The sequence below is a fragment of the Sphingopyxis sp. CR5 genome, assembly GCF_059693785.1.
On sequence record NZ_JCATIE010000006.1, the window covers coordinates 98,530 to 117,432 of the forward strand.

At 64.8% G+C, this 18,903-nt stretch carries 21 protein-coding genes; 10 read left to right on the plus strand and 11 right to left on the minus strand.

Translation table 11 applies throughout. The features are described from left to right. Positions 1 to 6: 6 nt before the first annotated feature. The 8 genes from AC58D2_RS10810 to AC58D2_RS10845 form a co-directional block, all read right to left on the minus strand. Entirely contained in the window at positions 7 to 543 is a 537-nt protein-coding gene (locus AC58D2_RS10810; protein WP_497390125.1) for a F0F1 ATP synthase subunit B, read from the minus strand. Further along, positions 536 to 1,033, minus strand: coding sequence for a F0F1 ATP synthase subunit B family protein (locus AC58D2_RS10815; RefSeq protein WP_497390127.1), 498 nt, complete (start codon positions 1,031 to 1,033; stop codon positions 536 to 538). The genes AC58D2_RS10810 and AC58D2_RS10815 overlap by 8 nt, the downstream gene beginning before the upstream one ends. A 96-nt stretch (positions 1,034 to 1,129) precedes the next feature. Further along, a complete protein-coding gene (locus AC58D2_RS10820; RefSeq protein ID WP_067108963.1) occupies positions 1,130 to 1,360 on the minus strand; it encodes a F0F1 ATP synthase subunit C in 231 nt (76 codons plus the stop codon). Between the two features lie 41 nt (positions 1,361 to 1,401). Continuing rightward, positions 1,402 to 2,184 carry a F0F1 ATP synthase subunit A gene (locus AC58D2_RS10825; protein WP_497390445.1) on the minus strand — a complete coding sequence of 261 codons (783 nt, stop codon included), beginning with the start codon at positions 2,182 to 2,184 and terminating at the stop codon, positions 1,402 to 1,404. Between the two features lie 56 nt (positions 2,185 to 2,240). Continuing rightward, positions 2,241 to 2,573, minus strand: a complete 333-nt coding sequence (locus tag AC58D2_RS10830) for an AtpZ/AtpI family protein (RefSeq protein ID WP_497390130.1) — start codon at positions 2,571 to 2,573, stop codon at positions 2,241 to 2,243. Positions 2,574 to 2,780: 207 nt separating this feature from the next. Beyond that, the gene (locus tag AC58D2_RS10835; protein WP_497390132.1) at positions 2,781 to 3,185 is read right to left on the minus strand and encodes a YdbL family probable chaperone protein; all 405 of its coding nucleotides are present in this window, start codon (positions 3,183 to 3,185) and stop codon (positions 2,781 to 2,783) included. A gap of 29 nt (positions 3,186 to 3,214) precedes the next feature. After that, positions 3,215 to 3,424: a YnbE family lipoprotein gene (locus tag AC58D2_RS10840; RefSeq protein WP_497390134.1), complete on the minus strand. Its 210-nt coding sequence runs from the start codon at positions 3,422 to 3,424 to the stop codon at positions 3,215 to 3,217. Then, positions 3,421 to 6,576, minus strand: a complete 3,156-nt coding sequence (locus AC58D2_RS10845) for an intermembrane phospholipid transport YdbH family protein (protein WP_497390136.1) — start codon at positions 6,574 to 6,576, stop codon at positions 3,421 to 3,423. Before AC58D2_RS10845 ends, AC58D2_RS10840 begins: the two co-directional genes overlap by 4 nt. 200 nt (positions 6,577 to 6,776) lie before the next feature. On the opposite strand from AC58D2_RS10845, the gene radC reads away from it, so the two are divergent. Both radC and rnk read left to right on the plus strand, forming a co-directional pair. After that, positions 6,777 to 7,469 (plus strand): RadC family protein, encoded by a 693-nt coding sequence (gene radC / locus AC58D2_RS10850; RefSeq protein WP_497390447.1) that lies wholly within the window; start codon positions 6,777 to 6,779, stop codon positions 7,467 to 7,469. Between the two features lie 217 nt (positions 7,470 to 7,686). Then, positions 7,687 to 8,091 (plus strand): nucleoside diphosphate kinase regulator, encoded by a 405-nt coding sequence (gene rnk / locus AC58D2_RS10855; RefSeq protein WP_497390138.1) that lies wholly within the window; start codon positions 7,687 to 7,689, stop codon positions 8,089 to 8,091. A 103-nt stretch (positions 8,092 to 8,194) separates the two neighbouring features. Here rnk and AC58D2_RS10860 read toward each other — a convergent pair whose 3' ends face one another. After that, positions 8,195 to 8,812, minus strand: coding sequence for an EF-hand domain-containing protein (locus tag AC58D2_RS10860; protein ID WP_497390140.1), 618 nt, complete (start codon positions 8,810 to 8,812; stop codon positions 8,195 to 8,197). A 204-nt stretch (positions 8,813 to 9,016) separates the two neighbouring features. Here AC58D2_RS10860 and purB point away from each other — a divergent pair, with 204 nt between their 5' ends. From purB to AC58D2_RS10900, 8 genes are all read left to right on the plus strand, one after another. Beyond that, positions 9,017 to 10,333, plus strand: a complete 1,317-nt coding sequence (purB, locus tag AC58D2_RS10865; RefSeq protein ID WP_497390142.1) for an adenylosuccinate lyase — start codon at positions 9,017 to 9,019, stop codon at positions 10,331 to 10,333. A gap of 60 nt (positions 10,334 to 10,393) precedes the next feature. After that, positions 10,394 to 10,738: a lipopolysaccharide assembly protein LapA domain-containing protein gene (locus AC58D2_RS10870; RefSeq protein WP_497390144.1), complete on the plus strand. Its 345-nt coding sequence runs from the start codon at positions 10,394 to 10,396 to the stop codon at positions 10,736 to 10,738. After that, a complete protein-coding gene (pyrF, locus tag AC58D2_RS10875) occupies positions 10,735 to 11,409 on the plus strand; it encodes an orotidine-5'-phosphate decarboxylase (protein ID WP_497390146.1) in 675 nt (224 codons plus the stop codon). Before AC58D2_RS10870 ends, pyrF begins: the two co-directional genes overlap by 4 nt. A gap of 93 nt (positions 11,410 to 11,502) precedes the next feature. Next, positions 11,503 to 12,189: a phosphoribosylanthranilate isomerase gene (locus AC58D2_RS10880; RefSeq protein WP_497390148.1), complete on the plus strand. Its 687-nt coding sequence runs from the start codon at positions 11,503 to 11,505 to the stop codon at positions 12,187 to 12,189. Beyond that, positions 12,186 to 13,397, plus strand: a complete 1,212-nt coding sequence (trpB, locus tag AC58D2_RS10885; RefSeq protein WP_497390150.1) for a tryptophan synthase subunit beta — start codon at positions 12,186 to 12,188, stop codon at positions 13,395 to 13,397. Before AC58D2_RS10880 ends, trpB begins: the two co-directional genes overlap by 4 nt. Before the next feature lie 145 nt (positions 13,398 to 13,542). Continuing rightward, positions 13,543 to 14,331: a tryptophan synthase subunit alpha gene (gene trpA, locus AC58D2_RS10890; RefSeq protein WP_497390152.1), complete on the plus strand. Its 789-nt coding sequence runs from the start codon at positions 13,543 to 13,545 to the stop codon at positions 14,329 to 14,331. Next, the gene (gene accD, locus AC58D2_RS10895; protein WP_497390154.1) at positions 14,328 to 15,179 is read left to right on the plus strand and encodes an acetyl-CoA carboxylase, carboxyltransferase subunit beta; all 852 of its coding nucleotides are present in this window, start codon (positions 14,328 to 14,330) and stop codon (positions 15,177 to 15,179) included. The genes trpA and accD overlap by 4 nt, the downstream gene beginning before the upstream one ends. Positions 15,180 to 15,305: 126 nt before the next feature. Then, on the plus strand, positions 15,306 to 16,622 hold the full coding sequence (locus AC58D2_RS10900) for a bifunctional folylpolyglutamate synthase/dihydrofolate synthase (RefSeq protein ID WP_497390156.1): 1,317 nt from the start codon (positions 15,306 to 15,308) through the stop codon (positions 16,620 to 16,622). Positions 16,623 to 16,657: 35 nt separating this feature from the next. Here the strand turns inward: AC58D2_RS10900 and AC58D2_RS10905 are convergent, their stop codons facing one another. Further along, complete coding sequence (locus AC58D2_RS10905; RefSeq protein WP_497390158.1) at positions 16,658 to 18,058, minus strand: MFS transporter; 1,401 nt, start codon at positions 18,056 to 18,058, stop codon at positions 16,658 to 16,660. 89 nt (positions 18,059 to 18,147) lie between these two features. Continuing rightward, positions 18,148 to 18,888: a DUF1223 domain-containing protein gene (locus tag AC58D2_RS10910; RefSeq protein WP_497390160.1), complete on the minus strand. Its 741-nt coding sequence runs from the start codon at positions 18,886 to 18,888 to the stop codon at positions 18,148 to 18,150. Between the last annotated feature and the right edge of the window lie 15 nt (positions 18,889 to 18,903).

Below are 18,903 nucleotides of genomic sequence, written 5' to 3' on the forward strand. Positions count from 1 at the left end.
AGAGATTCAGCCCTTGGTGACCGATGCGATCGCCTGGTCGACCAGCGCCTTGTCGGCCGCCGCGTCATGCTTGGCCGCGATCAGCGTAGCCGCGGCTTCGGTCGCCGCCTTCGCGGCTGCCGTGCGCACTTCGGCGAGCGCATTGGCTTCGGCTGCGGCGATGCGGTCTTCGGCCATCTGCTTGCGGCGCGCGATCAGCGCGGTCGCATCATCCTTCGCCTTGGCAACGAGCGCATCGGCCTCGGCTTCGGCGCGGGTGCGCATGTCTTCGGCCTCGCGCGTCGCGTCGGCGAGCTTGGCTTCATATTCGGCCTTGAGCGATTCGGCATCAAGGCGCAGCTGCTCGGCCTCGTTGAGCTGCTTCGAGATGTCGGCGATGCGCTTGTCGAGCATCGCGCCGATCGAACCCGGTGCCTTCTTCCACAGCAGGATGCCGAAGAAGATGAGCATCGCGAGCGCGACCCACCAGCTTTGCGACGACAGGAACGATCCGCCGCCATGCTCCGCCACGCCAACGGCTTCGGAAAAGATCAGATCAACCATGGAGCACCGCCTTCACAGCCTGCTTCGCATCCGCCGCCGCGACTTTGACGCCCGACAGCTTCGCAACCAGGTCGCCCGCAGCTTCCGCGGCCACGGATTCGATTTCGGCCATCGCCGAAGCGCGCGCGGCCGAGACGTCGGCCTCTGCGGCCGCCATCTTGTCGGCGAGTTCGGCGTCGACCTTGGCGAGACGCTTTTCGGCGTCGCGAGCGGCCTTGTCCTTCGCCGACTGGACCGCCGCCTGCGCCGCGGCACGCGCCGCATCGCTTTGCTGGCGATAGCGATCCTCGATCGTGTCGGCCGCGGCGTGCGCCGCCTTGGCCGCCGCCAGATCATCGGCGACCTTGCGATCGCGCGCGTCGACCGTCGCTTCGATCTTGGGATACATGCCAAGACCGATCACCACGAAAACCGCGCCGAAAATCAGCGCGAGCCAGAATAGCTGCGAGGCGAAATACCAGTTTTCCGCGAGCTGGTTGATCTGTGGCATAATATTTCTTCCGATTGACGACTGTACGATGCGCACCCGCGCATCGAAAGGCCCCGCGCCGTGCGGACATCAGGCCCGCACGGCGCGGCGTCGGCCTCAGGCCGCCTTCAGATAGAGCAGGATCGCGATCAGGAACGACAGCAGGCCCAGAAGCTCCGCCGCGGCGAAGCCGATGAACAGGCGGCCCTGCTGACCGTCGGCGGCCGCCGGATTGCGCAGCGCGCTTTCCAGGAAGCTACCGAAAACATTGCCCACGCCGATGGCGGCCATACCGGCGCCGATAGCGGCCAGACCGGCACCGATGAGCGTCGCTGCTTGTGCGTCCATGAACTTAACTCCTTGAGGTAATCGTTTGGTTTAAAACGGGATTAGTGAAGGTTGACTGCGTCGTTGATATAGAGCGAGGTCAACAGAGCGAAAACATAAGCCTGGATCCCCGCGACGAGCAGTTCGAGCGCGCTGATCCCGATCATCAGCGCCAGGCTGGCGAGCCCGACCGGCAGGCCGATCGCGGCGCCGGCGCCCGAGCTCTGGATGATGAAGTTGGCAAACACTTCGAGCAGCACGTGCCCGGCGGTCATCGCGACGAACAGTCGCAGGCCGAGGCTGAACGGGCGCACCATGAACGACACGAACTCGATCGGCGCGATGAACGGGATCATCGGCCACGGCGTACCGTGCGGGACGAAAAGCGAAAAGAAATGCAGCCCGTGACGCCAAAACCCGACGATCAGCACGATCGAAAAGGACAGAATGGCCAGAACGCCGGTGATCGTGAAGTGGCTCGTCACCGTCAGCGGGTGCATGCCGCCGATCGCGAAAGGCATCAATCCCAATATGTTGCAGAACAGAATGAACATGAAGAGCGAAAAGACGTAGGGGGTGTATCGGCGTCCCTCCGGCCCGATGTTCGTCGACATCATCGACGAGATGAAGCCCGTGAATCCTTCGACCGCGGCCTGCCAGCGGCCCGGAACGAGCTGGCGCTTCATTCCGCCGAGCATGAACACCCAGAGCAGGATCGCGGCAGCAGCCATCCACAAGGCGCTGGTGGTCAGCCACACTTCGCGCCCGCCGACCGCGAACAGCTTCGCGACCGGTTCGACGGTGAACTGGTGCATCGGGTCGAATTTACCGGCCTCTGCGGACACGCGCGTCACTCCAAACTAGCTCCCGAACGCCTTGCGTCGCCGGGCAAAATTCCGACCTATTCCGTTCCGCCACCGCGCGACGCGCCGTTGGCGATCCGGAATATGTTCCTGAAGGCAACGACAACCCCAAGGGCCAGCATCCCCAACAGACCCCAAGGCGAGGTGCCAGCGAACCGGTCGATCAGCCAGCCGATCAACGCGCCGCCCAGCATCCCGCCCAGCAATTCGGCCAAAACCCGATTTCCGAGCCGGTAGTTGGCATCGGATTCGGGTGCGCCGGTCCCGGCCCTTTTCGCTTCTGCGGCTTCGGCCCGGTCCAATCGCTGTTGCAGCGAGACCAGACGCGAATCCTCCGAAGCTGGTTCCGGATCGCTGCCATTCCCCGTCATTTTCCGCCATCCTCCTGAAACGAAACGGGAATTTACCCGATTCCGCCTGCGAAAAAAGGCCCGAAAAATCGGGGAACCCCTAAGGCGCGGTCCGTTTAGGAATGCCGCCCGATTAAGTCAATGCTTGGCAGCGCCCAATAAAAATGCCGCCGCGTTTAGGGGCGCGGCGGCATATGGTGCCCGCGGGCACCCTTGAAAAATCGACGCTTACGGGCAACGCGTATCGCGAACCGGGGCACCGCTATCGCGCGTCAGCCAGCGGCCATCGGGCGCCTGGTACTTTTCGCCTGGCTTCGTCTTTGCGATCAGGTTGCATCCGGTCGCAAAGGCGAATTGTTCGACGGTGCTGCCGGCGGGCGCATTGTTGGTGTAGGCGGCTTTGCGCTTGATATTGATATCGGTGACGATGTCGCGCACCTCTTTGCTCGGCGACGTGACAAAGCCCAGATAGCCGTCGGGCTGCTCGCCGATCTGGCCGGCGGCACGCGCCTGTTGATAGGCTGGATCGCGTTGGGCCATCGCCGAGGGCACGGCCACGGCAACCGCTGCGGTCATCGCGATCGCGGCCATTGCCAAGCCGCCGGCTTTCCACTGTTTCAGTCGCTTCGTCATCACTCGTCTTACCCCATAATCCCGATCGATCAGAAGATATCGCCATTCTGCTCGATCAATTTCTTTGCATCGCCATCAAGCTTGTACACGATTTCCTGCTTGATGTTGATGTTGAGGTTGATTTCGATCGGCTTGTCCGGCGTGTCGACCTGAACGCAGGCTCCCAAAGCGGACGCCGCACCAAAGATCGCCAGAAACCGTCCTCCGATCATCCATCTCCTCTTGATCATGGTCTTCATGGCATAGGCTCGCTTTCTGGTGGCTGAACGGGTGCGCTCGCGCTCGTCGTAGCGGAATCGACTTGCTCCTGCACCCGAAGCAGCGTCGGCAAATTCTGTTCGATCAGCACCGTCGGGTCATAGAAACCCTTGGCCGACGTAATCAACTGGCGGAAGGGGGCATGGATTTTCAGGTTGAAGACGAAAGGCAGTTTGGCGACCTGCCTGGTCAGGAAGTTCCGCGTCGCCCCCTCGCCCTGTCCAACGCCGCCGAACCGGATGTCGGTGACCATCTCGCCGTCGAGATCGCCGTTGAGCAGGATCGAGAGGTCGTCATATTTCAGCGACCGCAAAGCACCGAACGCGAAATTCGCCATCGTTCCCAGATCGTGATTCGACAATTCCCCGACATAGGCGAGCGTGCCCCCGCCCTGCCGTGCGTCGATTCGCCCATCGACGATCCGCCCGCCGAGCCCGCCGAATTCGACAGGCAGCGTGCCGTCGAACACCCCGCTGGCATTGATGTTCTCGAAGTCGAATTCCTGCAAAAAGACAGCCGCATCGACACCGACGAGGTCGAACGACAGCCGCCGCGTCTGGGTCGCGTTGAAGTCGAGCGTCGCAGGGTGCAGCACAAGCTCCCCGCCTGCAAAGGGCCAGCGCCCCCCTTCGATCCGGACGCGATTGTCGCCCAGCAGCTGATATTCGATCTTGCCGTCGACCACCGGAATGCCCGGATTCACATTCGCAAGGGTCGCAATCTGTCCCGGCGCCGAATGGAGGCCGATCAGGTCGTCGAAGGTCAGCGTCGCGGTCAGGCCCGTCACCGGTCCGAAGGCTGCGGCCAGGTCGGCATTCGCGGTTGCAAAGGTTCCCCGGCTCGTCACCCCGTCAGGCGTCCAGTCGATCCGTCCGTCGCCGACCACCGATCCCTGGACGTTGGCGACCACGCCGAGCGCCAGGCTGGTCAGCTGGTCGGGCTGGAAATCATCGCCAAACCGCAGCTCGTCGACCCTCAGGTCGGCATGGCCGGTCCCGCTGGAGAGGTCGTGCGTGATGACCGTGTCGAGAATCTTCGTGCCGCTTTTGCGTTCGTCGAGTTCCGCGGTTGCATCAATCCTGCCATCGGCGAAGCGCAACGTCGCATTGTCGCTGACCAGCGGCGCGAAGCGCGGATCGGGCGCGGCGTCGGTCACGACGAGGCCGCCGTCGAGCGCCAGCACTCCCTTCGCCCAGCGCCAGTCGCCTGCGATGTCGGACATGATAAGCGGCACCGCCCCGATCTTGCCGGTCGCGCCCGAAAGGGTACCGGTCAACCCTTGCGCGCCACCGCGTCCCGTGATCGCATCGGTGGTGAAATGCGTCATGTCGTCGCCTTCGCCCAGCCGGATATCGGCTTTGCCGAGGGACCAGCGCATCGACGCCAGGTCGATTTCGCTCCGCCCGGCATCGAACGCGAAAGGAGACGATCCGCTGGCGCCGCGCAGCGCCAGACGCGGAACCACGACCGTCCCCTGCACGCCGCCTGCATCCGCGCTGAGCAGGGGCGCGCCTGGGCGGCTGCACAGGTCGAAAGCGGTGCGACCTAGCCGAAAGCCGGATACGGCGGCGCGATCGAAGCCAGTTCGCCTGCATCCCCCGTCGAGTGCGATAGCGCCGGTCGGCGCGATCGTCCCCGACAACGGTAGAGCGAGTCCCTCCACTTGCCCGTCACCAAGCGGCCCCGCCAAATCGGCGTGCGTCGCAAAGCGAACACTTCCGCCTCCGGCGCTCGAGAAACTGATCGGCGTCAGGGTCAGTCGCGCATCGCCGGCAGCATAGCGGTCGAAAACGGCTTGCCCGGACACGCTGCCGTCGGCGCGCCGGTCGAGGGACAGATCGCCCGAAGGCAAATCGCCGCCGCCGAAATGCCAGTGTCCATCGATCAGCAGCGCGGGCCGGTCGGCGCCGATGAGCCACGACACCCGGCTTTCGTCGTCGCTCGACAGACGCGCGCCGCTGGCGCTGGCGATTTCCGCCGCGATCAGGTCGAACCGCTGCGACTGCCCCTCACCGGCGAGCGCGAAGCGTGCGCTGCCGCCGGCTTCGGCCAGCATTGCGGCGACGGCACGCGTCGCCTTGGTCGCCAGCGGCCCCACGGGCGTCGCCTCGAGATCGGCGGCGGCGCCCACGATCGAACCGCGCAATTTGGCGCTCGCCCCCGCGCGCGCAAAGCGGATAGTGCCGGTCAGTGCCGGCGCATTGGAGCCCACCCGGCCCTGCGCATCGAGCGCGACCGTTTCGGCGGTGAAGCCAGAGCCGCGCAGGCGCGCCATCTCGGCATCGATATCCAGCTTCGTCTGCCGGGACGTTCCGTCGAACCGCGCGAGCAGGCCGATCCGGTCGGCAGACACTGCGTCCGCGGCAAGCCGGCGGATGCTGGCATCGGCCGTCCCGCGCCAACTCGTCAGCGTTTCATCGAGCGAGAGGTCGAGTGCGACCTGGGGCGCCTCGGCCGTGACCCGACCACCCGGGCAGGCAAGGCTCGTTCCGCGCAGCGGTCCCTTCAGCGTCGGCCGGACATCGCGAACCAGCACCGAGCCGTAAAAGGAAAGATTGCGCACACGGCAGTCGCCGAGCGCGATGCGCGGCGCCACCAGGGCGAGCTTCCCGTTGAAATTCTCACGCAGGTTGCCTCCACCGTTGAGCACCGCGCCTATGGCGCCCCAGGGCGTCTCGATCCGCGCCCGCGCATCGGTGAGCACCGCTGACAGGTCAGGCAAGGCGAACGGCGATGTGTCGGCGGGATCGCGAAACCTGTCGAGCGAACCGAGCGAAACCCGCCCGTCGACGACGCGGCCGTAAAGGCGAACGCCGTCGGCATGGATCGCCGAGACATAGGGGCCACCAAAGCCGTAGCCGAGCCGGACCTCGACGAGCTTTGCGGTCAGGTCGGGCCGGGCGGGATCGCCTATCACCAGATCCCTGAGACGCTCGGTGCGAAATCCGATCTGGTCGATGGTGTAGCGCGCCGGCACGCCGCGGCTGTCGAGCTGTTCCCGGATAAAGCGATCGGCGATGGGTTCGCGCGCCATCCAGAGGCCGGTGGCGAGCGCCGCCACGGCGCCCGCGGTCAGCCAGCGCTTCTTGAACAATCGCTTGGGGGGCGGGGCCGGTCCCGATTCGTCGATCATGTGCGAGATGCCGCAGGAAACGGCCAGGACCCAGCGAAAGCCGATGACGTCATGAAGTGCAAAATCCGTCCCTCGACCGCTAACCCATGGACCTGACCAACGCCGGAAGTCCGCTTTCGATGCAGAAGATTGGTCCGCATTGCCGTCGGTCGATGTCTATGACCGTTGAGCATCACCGACAAGGCGGTTATTCGATCGTCATGGCCGATGATCCCGCCCCTGTCCCGGACCATGCGGGGCACAGAGCCCGTATGCGCGCCCGCCTGCTCGGAAGCGATGCCGAAGGGCTGGCCGATTATGAACTCGTAGAATATTTGCTCGCGCTGGCCATCCCGCGCCGCGATACCAAACCATTGGCCAAGGCGCTGCTCCGCGAATTCGGCTCGCTCGCGCAACTGGTCAGCACCGATCCCACGTCGCTGCGCCGGGTCTCCGGCATGGGCGATGGCGCTATCGCAGCGCTGAAGATCGTCCAGGCGACCAGCTTGCGCATGCTCAAGGGCGAAGTCCGCGAAAAGCCGCTCCTTTCAAGCTGGGATTCGCTGCTCGACTGGCTGCGTGCCGATATGGGGCCGATCGACATCGAGCGCGTGCGCGTGCTCTACCTCAATTCGCGCAACATGCTGATCCGCGACGAACTGGCGAGCGAAGGGTCGATCGACCAGTCGGCCATCTATGTCCGTGAAGTCATCAAGCGCGCGCTCGAACTGGGTGCGGCGGCGATCATTCTGGTCCATAACCATCCGAGCGGCAGTCCAGAGCCGAGCCGCCAGGACATCGCGATCACGCGCGATATCGCCGAAGCGGCGGCCAAAATGGGAATCCAGCTTCACGACCATATCATCATCGCGGGAGGCAATTATCGAAGCTTTCGCTCGCTCGGCCTGCTGTGAAGCCGGAAGATGGTTTGACTTGGCGAAGCGGGGGCGACATCATCGCGCCATGCAGAGTCGACATCATTCGTCGCGACTTCATTCGCACGCGGGCCAGCTGCTTGCCGGCACCTAACCCCGGGTCCGGAGCATAGCGCCCCGAACCCGGGGCCGGCTTTCCTTTTCAAATCCCGCGTAGCGGCAGGCATGCCCTGCCCTCGACCGAAAGCTTCATGCAATGACCCAGCGCGCACCGGCCAAGCGGCCGCCTATTCACATGATCGATACCGAAGCCGACACTCTCACCGACCTGGCGCTCGCACGTCAGGAGCGGTCGCCCGCCGTCGCCGACCTGTTGCTTCAGGAAATAGACCGCGCAAAAATCCATAGTTCGCGCAAGATTCCCGGTGACATAGTGACGATGCACAGTCAGGTCGAATTCGTCGACGAAGGCAATGGGGCTTCGCGGACCGTCGAACTCGTTTATCCCGCCGACGCCGACATCTCGGCCGGACGGATATCGATCCTCACCCCGGTGGGCGCGGGACTGATCGGGATGCGCGAAGGACAATCGATCCTGTGGCCCGATCGCGACGGCCAGCAACGCCGCCTGTCGATCGTCAAGGTGGTGCGGCCGCAATGAAAAAGCCGCCGGATCGTTCCGGCGGCTTGTTCATCTCTGCCGCTTGGCGGATACAGCCGCCGGACATGCCGACGGCTGTACCACCCCGTCATGGGCGCCCGATTCAGGCGCCGCGCGACAGAAAGCCGGTCAGTTCCTGTTCCGTCACGCCGCCCGACTTGTCGGCATCGGCGGCGGCAAAGGCCTGACCAATCCAGCTCTTCACCTGTTCCGATTCGGGATCAACCGACGGATCGGTCGCGGTCCGCAGCTTCTTCATCCACGTTGCGAACTCGGTTTCGTTGAGTTCCTTGGTCGCGTCGGCGTCATAAGTCGGAAATTCCTGACTCACGATCTGCGCGACCTGATCGGGGGTAGCGGCACTTGCCGTTGCACCCGGATCGGTGGCCGGATCCTCCGCCGGCGGGGTCGTGGCCGGATCGGCCGGGGCCGGTGCCATCGGGTCGGCGGGAGGCGTCGTCGTATCATCGGGCGCCGGAACCGGGTCGGTCGGCATCGTCGGATCGGTCGGGGTTGCCGGATCGGTGGGCATCGTCGAAGGGTCGGCCGGCGGCATCGTCGTATCGGGCGTCTGCGGCGCCGGCGTGGTGGTGTCGGTGGGATCAGCCGGCGTCGTCTGTTCCGCCGGCGGCATCATGTCGTCGGCGGGCGGCGTCGTTTCCTGGGCCATCGCCGGCAGGCTGATCGCGGCTGCGCCGATCAAAAGCATATGTTTCAGCATCTTACATCTCCTGTTCTGAACGGCGGATGCAGCGGGAGTGCGATCCGCCGCCGTTTATTGAGGGGGCAGCGGATCAACCCCGGTGTGTTTTCGAAAGTTGCCGATTCCGGCCGATTGGAAAAACGTCCGACCCCTGCTAGGGCGCGCCCTGCCGCAATTTCGGGCCGAATGTCCGACAAGCCGCCCCAAAAGGAAGGAAATTCAATGGTTCCGCGCTATGCCCGACCGGATATGACCGCCATCTGGTCGGCCGAGAATCGCTTGTCGATCTGGTTCGAGATCGAGGCACACGCGACCGAAGCCCTGGCCGAACTGGGCACGGTGCCGAAATCGGCTGCAAAGGCACTGTGGGACTGGTGGGCGACCAATCCGACGATCGACGTCGCGGCGATCGACGCGATCGAAGCGGTCACCAAGCATGACGTCATCGCCTTTTTGACGTGGGTTGCCGAACAGGTTGGCGAGGAAGCCCGCTTCATGCACCAGGGCATGACCTCGAGCGATGTGCTCGACACCTGCCTCGCGGTGCAGTTGACCCAGGCCGCGGATATATTGCTGGCCGACCTCGACGGCCTGCTGGACGCGCTCAAACGCCGCGCCTACGAGCATAAGTTGACTCCGACCATCGGTCGCAGCCACGGCATCCATGCCGAACCCGTGACCTTCGGCCTTAAACTCGCCGAAGCCTATGCCGAATTTTCGCGCTGCAAGACGCGCCTCGAAGCCGCGCGCGCCGAAATCGCGACCTGTGCGATCTCGGGCGCGGTCGGGACCTTCGCCAATATCGACCCGCGGGTCGAGGCGCATGTCGCGGCGAAACTGGGCCTGGCGGTCGAGCCGGTCTCGACCCAGGTAATCCCGCGCGACCGCCACGCGATGTTCTTTGCGACGCTGGGCGTGATCGCGTCGTCGATCGAGCGCCTCGCGGTCGAGGTTCGCCACCTGCAACGTACCGAGGTGCTCGAGGCCGAGGAATATTTCTCGCCGGGGCAAAAGGGATCGTCGGCGATGCCGCACAAGCGCAATCCCGTGCTCACCGAAAATCTGACCGGCCTTGCGCGAATGGTCCGCAGCGCCGCTATTCCGGCGATGGAAAATGTCGCGCTGTGGCACGAACGCGACATCAGCCATTCGTCGGTCGAGCGCTTCATCGGCCCGGACGCGACGATCACGCTCGATTTTGCGCTCGCCCGCCTGACCGGGGTCATCGACAAGCTGCTCGTCTATCCCGAGCGGATGCAGAAGAATCTCGATCGCATGGGCGGTCTCGTGCATTCGCAGCGCGTGCTCCTTGCCTTGACCCAGGCGGGAGCGAGCCGCGAGGACAGCTATGCGCTCGTTCAGCGCAACGCGATGAAGGTCTGGGAATCGGACGGCACGCTGTCGCTGCTCGACCTGTTGAAGGCCGACGCCGACGTGACCTCGCGCCTGTCACCCGACCGGCTGACGGAACTTTTCGACCTTGGCTATCATATGAAGAATGTCGATGTGATTTTCGAACGCGTCTTCGGCACCGCATAGGCTGGAAACGCGCGTGAAACTCGCTTAGAAACCGGGTGAGGGTGCACGAGGAGTAACGAAGTGGGAATCCTGCGTACGATCATCTGGGTCTTGCTGACCGCGGTGCTCATCATCTTTTCGATGGCAAACTGGAATGTAGTACGGGTCACGATCTGGCCTGGCTGGGAAGCTGAAACGAAACTCCCCGTCATCGTACTCATCTCGTTCCTGATCGGCAGCATACCGCTGTGGATCGCGCTGCGCGCGTCGCGCTGGACGCTGAATCGCCGTCTCGACCACAGCGAGCGGCAACTTTCGGATCTGCGCGCCGTGGCCAACCGGCCCGCCGATCCCGTTCCCGCCCCGCCCCCGCCGGCGTCGCCGCCGGTCAACGACATCCCTCCATCTCCGCTGGAAACGCAATGACCTCTCCGCTTTATCTCGCGATCGATACCCCGCATCTCGACGCCGCCCAGACGCTGGCGCAAAAGGTTCGGCATCACGTCGGCGGATTGAAGCTGGGGCTCGAATTCTTCTGTGCCAACGGTCATCATGGCGTGCACGAAATGGCGAAAATCGGGCTGCCGATCTTTCTCGACCTGAAACTGCACGACATCCCGAATACGGTCGCCAAGGCGATCCAGGCGCTGCGCCCGCTCGAGCCGGCCGTGCTGACGGTCCACGCTGCGGGTGGCCGCGCGATGCTCGAAGAGGCAAAGGCGGTGGCGGGCCTCAATACCAAAGTCGTGGCGGTGACAGTGCTGACCAGCCTCGATTCGCCCGATCTCGACGATATCGGCGTCGGCGGCACGCCGCACGATCAGGTGGTTCGCCTGGCCGCGCTCGCCCGCGAGGCGGGGCTCGACGGCATCGTCTGTTCGGGCCAGGAAGTGAAGTCGGCGCGCAATGCCTGGCCCGGCGGCTTCTTCGTCGTTCCGGGTGTTCGCCCCGCGAACGGCAAGGCGGGCGACCAGAAACGCATCGTCACCCCGGCGCAGGCGCTGTCCGATGGGGCGTCTATCCTGGTGGTCGGGCGTCCGATCAGTCAGTCATCCGACCCCGATCTTGCGGCGCGCGAGATCGAGGCGACGCTCTAAACCACCCCATCTTCCGTTTGTATCGAGCCCTTCGACTGCCTTGGCAGGCGCTCAAGATAAACCAAAGTCGAGACACCCCATCGGACCAGCGCAATGTCGAGTGGCATCTCGACTTCGCTCGATGCGAACGGAATAAAGAAGTTCCTGATCATGCCCCCACTCGTCAAATTCTGCGGCCTAACCACCCCCGACGCGGTCGATGCCGCGATCCGGCTCGGCGCGACGCATATCGGGCTCGTTCACTACGAGCCAAGCCAGCGACACGTCGACCTTTCCACGGCCGCGGCGCTGCGCCAGCGGGCCGGATCAGCGGTCAAGGTCGCGCTATTGCTCGTCAATGCGCAGCCCCAACTCACCGGGCAGGCGGTAGCGGCCGTCAAGCCCGATATCGTTCAGTTTCACGGCAACGAAACGCCCGAATGGATCGCCGCGGTCAAACAGCATCTGCCCATCGAGGCGTGGAAGGCGGTAGGCCTGAAAGATGCCGGGACGCTCGAGCGCATGCAAAAATATCGTGGCATCGCCGACCGCATTCTCTTCGACGCGCCGGCCCAGGCGTTGCCCGGCGGCACCGGCACGCGCTTCGACTGGTCGCTGCTCAAAAATCATCGTCATACGATGGACTGGGGCATCGCCGGCGGACTCGACCCGGATAATGTCGCGGCGGCGATCACCGCGACCGGGGCGCCGCTGGTCGATGTTTCGACCGGGATAGAGCGCGCACCGGGCGTCAAGGATATGGACAAGATGGCGGCTTTCCTTAAAGCGGCGGGACGATGACCCAGCTTCCCAACAGCCTTCGCACCGGCCCCGACGCGCGCGGCCATTTCGGGCAATTCGGCGGCCGCTATGTCGCCGAAACGCTGATGCCGCTGATCCTCGATCTCGAGCGCGAATATCGTGCGGCGCAGACCGACAATGAATTCCGCGCCGAGTTCGAGCATCTGCTGAAGCACTATGTCGGCCGCCCGAGCCCGCTGTGGCTTGCCGAGCGGCTGACGGAAGAGCTTGGCGGCGCCAAAATCTATCTGAAGCGCGAGGACCTCAACCATACGGGCGCACACAAGATCAACAACTGCATCGGCCAGATCCTGCTCGCGAAGCGGATGGGCAAGACGAAGATCATCGCCGAAACCGGCGCGGGACAGCATGGCGTCGCGACCGCGACCGTCGCGGCTCTGTTCGGCCTGCCCTGCACGATCTTCATGGGGGCGGTCGACGTCGCGCGGCAACAGCCGAACGTGTTTCGCATGAAGCTGCTCGGCGCCGAAGTCGTCGCGGTGGAGAGCGGCGCCAAGACGCTGAAAGACGCGATGAACGAGGCGCTGCGCCACTGGGTCGCGAATGTCGACGACACCTTTTACATCATCGGCACCGTCGCTGGACCGCACCCCTACCCCGAACTCGTTCGCGACTTCCAGTCGGTGATCGGAGAGGAGGCGCGCGCGCAGATCCTTGAGGCCGAAGGACGCCTGCCCGACATGCTGATCGCCCCCGTCGGCGGCGGATCGAACGCGATCGGGCTGTTCCACCCCTTCCTAGACGACGAGGGGGTCGAGATCGTCGGCGTCGAAGCCGCGGGCGAAGGCCTCGAAAAGAAACATGCCGCGAGCCTTGCGGGCGGCAAGCCCGGGATTCTCCACGGCAACAAGACCTATCTGCTGCAGGACGAGGACGGCCAGATCACCGAAGCGCACAGCATCTCGGCGGGGCTCGACTATCCGGGGATCGGTCCCGAGCATAGCTGGCTCCACGACATCGGCCGCGTTCGCTACGAACCCGTGACCGACGAAGAGGCGCTGGCGAGCTTCCAGAAACTGACCAAGCTGGAGGGGATCATTCCCGCGCTGGAGTCGGCACACGCCATCGCCGCGGCGGAACGGATTGCGCCGACGTTGGGCAAGGACAAGGTCATCATCGTCAACTGCTCGGGTCGCGGCGACAAGGACATCAACACCGTTGCGGATGCGCTGGGGGTGGAGCTCTAATGAAATCCTGGCGCCACATTCCCGTCATCGTCATCCCGGACTTGATCCGGGATCCACTGATCCGGCGCTGCGTGAATGGATCCCGGATCAAGTCCGGGATGACGCCGCGAGGCAATCCGCTGGGGTGCGAGGGGGAGAGGGCCATATGACCCGCTTCGAATCCGCCTTTTCCGAAGGCCCCGCCCTCGTCGCCTTCATCACTGCGGGCGACGGCGACACGGCCGCCAACCTCGACGCGCTCGTCGCGGGGGGCGCCGATGTGATCGAACTCGGCATGCCCTTCACCGATCCGATGGCCGATGGCCCGGCGATTCAGAAGGCGAATTTGCGCAGCCTTGCGAAGGGAACGAGCACCGCCGACATCTTCGCGCATGCCGCCGCCTTTCGCCAGCGCCATCCCGACACGCCGCTCGTCCTTATGGGTTACGCCAATCCGATGACGATCCGCGGCCCCGACTGGTTCGCAGCCGAATGTACAAAGGCCGGAATCGATGGTGTGATCTGCGTCGATATTCCAGCCGAGGAGGACGCCGAGCTCGGCCCCGCACTCCGCGCCGCGCGCGTCGATCCGATCCGCCTCGCGACGCCCACCACCGATGCCGCGCGCCTGCCCGATGTGCTGAACGGCGCGGGCGGGTTCCTCTATTATGTGTCGGTCGCGGGCATTACCGGCCTGCAACAGGCGGCGCAGGCAAGCATCGAAGACGCGGTTGCGCGTCTGAAGGCCGCGACCGACCTGCCCGTTGCGGTCGGCTTCGGCGTTCGCACCCCCGAACAGGCAGCGGCGATCGCGCGTGTCGCCGATGGCGTCGTCGTTGGATCGGCCTTCGTCGACATCATCGCCGAGCATGGCGATGCCGCCGCGCCGCACCTCGAAGCCTTCACCCGCACCCTCGCCGATGCTATCCACGGCGCAAAGGAGATCGCCGCATGAGCTGGCTCGACCGCGTCCGCAACGCCCTGCCCTTCACCGCCAAGCGCGATACGGCGGACAATCTCTGGCACAAGTGCCGCCAGTGCCAGCAGATGGTGTTCGTCAAGGAGTGGGAGGACAATCTGAACGTCTGCCCGCGCTGCGGCCACCACGATCGTATCGGCGCGAAGGAGCGTTTCGCGCAACTGTTCGACGGCGGATTGCACGAACTCTTGTCCTCGCCCGCCGCGCCCGAAGATCCGCTCAAGTTCCGCGACACCAAGAAATATGTCGACCGGATCAAGGCGGCGCGCGCACAGACCGGCGATCGCGACGCCTATCAGAACGGGTTCGGCCGGATCGACGGCCGTCCGGTGGTGATCGGCGTGCAGGACTTTGCCTTCATGGGCGGGTCGATGGGCGTCGCGGTCGGCGAGGCGTTCGTCGCGGGGGTGGAGGAAGCGATCAAGCGCGGGTGCCCCTATGTCGCGATCACCGCCGCCGGCGGCGCGCGAATGCAGGAGGGCACTCTGTCGCTGATGCAGATGCCGCGCGCGACCGTCGCGCTCCAGCGCCTGCGCCGCGCCGGGCTGCCCTATATCGTCCTGCTCACCGATCCGACCACGGGCGGCGTCACAGCGAGCTACGCAATGCTCGGCGACGTGCAAATCAGCGAGCCCAATGCGCTCATCGGTTTCGCGGGGCAGCGTGTGATCGAAAATACGATCCGCGAGAAATTGCCAGAGGGATTCCAGCGCGCCGAATATCTGCTGGAGCACGGGATGATCGACATGGTGGTGCACCGCAAGGACCTGCCCGCGACGCTCGGACGGTTGATCGCCTATCTGGCGCCGGAGAAAGCGGCGTAAGGGCGCCGGTCAGGCCTTCTTGTTCGTCACCCCGGACTTGATCCGGGGTCCACTCGGCGGTGCGGAAATGGATGCCGGATCCAGTCCGGCATGACGAAAACGCGACAGGCATATCAAGGTTTAAAGATGCCCGACCACGCGCACAGTTCCGACCCCGCCGTCCAGGCGCAGCTCGATCGTCTCGCCGCGCTGTCGCCGGGGCGCGACATATTGGGACTCGAGCGCATCGCCGAGCTCTGCGCGCGGCTCGGCAATCCGCAGGAGCGGCTGCCGCGGACGTTCCACGTTGCGGGCACGAACGGCAAGGGATCGACCTGCGCGTACCTCCGCGCGATCCTCGAGGCGCAGGGGCGCCGCGTCCACGCCTATACCAGCCCCCATCTGGTGCGCTTCAACGAACGCATCCGGCTTGCGGGCCAGCTGATCGACGATAGGCTGCTCGCCGCGCTGCTCGCAGAGGTTCTCGATGCCGCCGACGGTTTGCAGGCGAGTTTCTTCGAGGTCACGACCGCCGCCGCCTTCCTGGCCTTCGCCCGCACGCCCGCCGACGACACGATCATCGAGGTCGGGCTGGGCGGCCGTCTCGATGCGACGAACGTCATTCCCGCCCCTGCCGTCGCCGGGATCGCGTCGCTCGGCATCGACCACGAAGCGTTCCTGCTCGCCCCGGAAGACGGCACACCGTCGCCGCCCGCCGAGCGCATCGCCTGGGAAAAGGCGGGGGTCATCAAGCCGGGGTCGGCGCTCGCGACGCTCGCCTACCCCGAACCGCTCGCGCGCGTGATCGAATTGCGCGCCGAGGCGGCGGGGGTGGCGCCCTTTGTCGAAGGCGCAACCTGGTCGGTCGAGCCGACCGGGGACGCCTTTCGCTGGAGTTCGATGGACGGCACGTTCGCCGAAGCGTTTCGCCCGCGCATGGCGGGGCTGCACCAGATGCGCAACGCCGGACTGGCGATCGCGATGCTCCACATCGCTCCGGGGCCGAAACCCGATGCCCGGGCGATCGCGCGGGGCGTCGCATCGGCCTTCTGGCCCGCGCGCCTGCAACGTCTCGATCCCGGCCCCCTCACCGCGCTGCTTCGCCCCGCGACCGAAATATGGCTCGATGGCGCACACAATGCCGACGCCGGCCTGCAACTGGCGCGCCACTTCGCGGCCGATCCGCGTCCCATCCACCTTGTCACGGGCATGTTGTCGAACAAGCATCCCGACGCACTCCTCGCGCCGCTCGGCGATCGATTGGCATCGGTCACCGTCGTCCCGGTCCCGGGTCACGAGCATCACAACGCGGCCGCATTCGGATCGACCGCCAGGGCGGCGCCGTCTGTCGAAGCGGCGTTGCAGGCGCTCAGCGTCGATCCGGCGCGCGAGGTGGTCCTGATCGCGGGTTCGCTTTACCTTGCGGGCGACGTGCTCAGGGCGAACGGGGAGTTGCCGGACTGACGGAGTAGACGTCCTCGATCCTTGGCATCAGGAGCCTAATCCCGCGTCTCGTCGTCGGGTCCGACTTTGCCCGCCGTGCCGACCGACAGATCGACCAATCCGCTGCGCATCATCCACCAGAACAAAATTATGCCGGGCAAGGCCGCAACGACCGTGAAGAGGTAAAAGGCCACATTGCCGAAAGCCTCCATCATTGCGCCCGCCGTGGTCCCGGTCAGGAGGCGGCCGACGATGCTCGCGGCCGAACTGATTAACGCATAGTGGGCCGCTGTGAACCTCAAGTCGCAGAGCGCGGAGAAATAGGCGACCACGACCACGCCGCCGATGCCGCTGGCGATATTCTCGAAGCACATTGCCCCGGCAAGGCCCCAATTACTGTGTCCTGTCGCCGCAAGCAGCGCGAAGCTGAAGTTGCTGACGGCCATCAGTATCAGGCTGAGCATCACCGATTTCTTCATCCCCATTTTCGAATAGAGGATGCCGCCGATGAAGATGCCTACAAGATAGGCCCAGAAGCCGAAACCGACATCGAAGATTGCAATTTCATCATTGCTGAACCCGAGGTCGTCGAGCAACAGACGTAGCGTAAGCTGGCTGAGCGTGTCGCCAATCTTGTGAAGCAGGATGAAAGCCAGAACCAGCCACGCGCCGTGACGGCTGAAAAACTCTCGAAAAGGTCCGATGATGCCGCTTACGATGCCTGGGCGTCCCTTGCGTGAGACCGCTTCGCGGTGGCGCTCGGGTTCGCCCACCCAAAAGCCCGCAATTACAGCGGGCAATGCAAGCAAGGCACACGCCAGATAAGCCGCCTCCCAGCCTTGTCGCGCGGCAAGGAACAGTGCAAGCCCTCCCGCGCCGGCGGACCCGATGCGCCAGCCATATTGGGACATGCCCGATCCGACACCAAGCTGTTCGGGCTTCAATATCTCGATACGGTAGGCGTCGATGACGATATCGAAGGTCGATCCGGCGACGCCCACCAATATCGCCCCGATCGCCATTTCGAACAGCGCCGCCAACGTCCCCTGGTGCCCCATTCCCATCCATTGCATGAACTGGCCGACGGGGGATCGACCGACATGTCCGGGATCCACGAGCGCGAGATTGCCCACGGCGAGCATGACGAGCGCCGCGGCGAGGATCAGCCAGGTTACACGCTGCCCCAACAGTCGAGAACCGGGCAAGCGGACCGCATCGACGACCCATGCCCAAAGGGGTTTGAAATTGTATACGAGGAAAGCGAGCGAAAAGGCGGTGATCGACGATTTCTCGAACCCGTCCTGCGACAGTCGCGTGGTCAGTGTTGCGCCGATCATTGCGTAAGGAAAGCCGGACGAAATACCGAGCAGCAGCGCGGCCAGTGGTGCGCGTTCCAGATAGGGTTTGATGCTGTCCCACCAGTGTCCGGATGCCGTGGTCACAGTGTCGGGCTGCACGTCGCTTCTTCTCCCCCTGCCCGTCGGTGCGACCGGCCTCGCGAATATCCGACAGGCCTAAAGCCTTGCGAGCAAATTGGAAGCGGGGATTAGGCGGTCGGACGTATCCAGCGCACGGCGCGCACGGTTCCCCCGTCGCGGTCCTGCAGCACGACTGCCCAGCGATCGGCGCCCTTTCGGGTTGCAATGCTCGCGGGAATCGGGGCGCGGCATGCCAGTGAGGGGTCACAGGGCGCCACCTGTTCGGACAGCACGACATTGGTGTAGCCGATCCGGCGCCCGCGGTTTTCGCCCTTGGCGATATCGACCGCCGAATGGCGCGCGATCGCCAGAAAGCGCAGTTCGACATTGGCGCGGGGCTTCGACGCGACGATCTCCGCCCCGTCCTGCGCAAGCGAGAGCGCCGGGGCCTTGCGACGGGACGCGATCAGGTCGCGCAGCGCCCGCTCGTTCGATCCGACCGCGGCGACCGCGCCCTGAACCACGGCCTCGGGCGTATAAACTCCGCATCCCGGTATCGCCCGCGCCGCATAATCGCGCTGGAGCCGGTCGTTCGCACCACGTGCCAGCGTGTCCTTCCACCCCAGCCGATCCCAATAGGTCACCGGCCGGCTCACGGCGACCACGCCGCCTTCGCTATCGAGCCGGGCCAACAACCGGTCGGCGGGCGGGCACGACGAACAGCCCTGGCTGGTGAACAGTTCGACGAAGACGGGCGGCGCCGTTGCGTCGCTGGCGCGGCTAGCCGGCACCGACCCGTGAGGAAAACCGAAAACAAGCGCCGCCGCGGCGAGCGCCAGAATGCCGACAAGGCCGAGCAGGGTTTTCATCCGCCAATCTCCCAT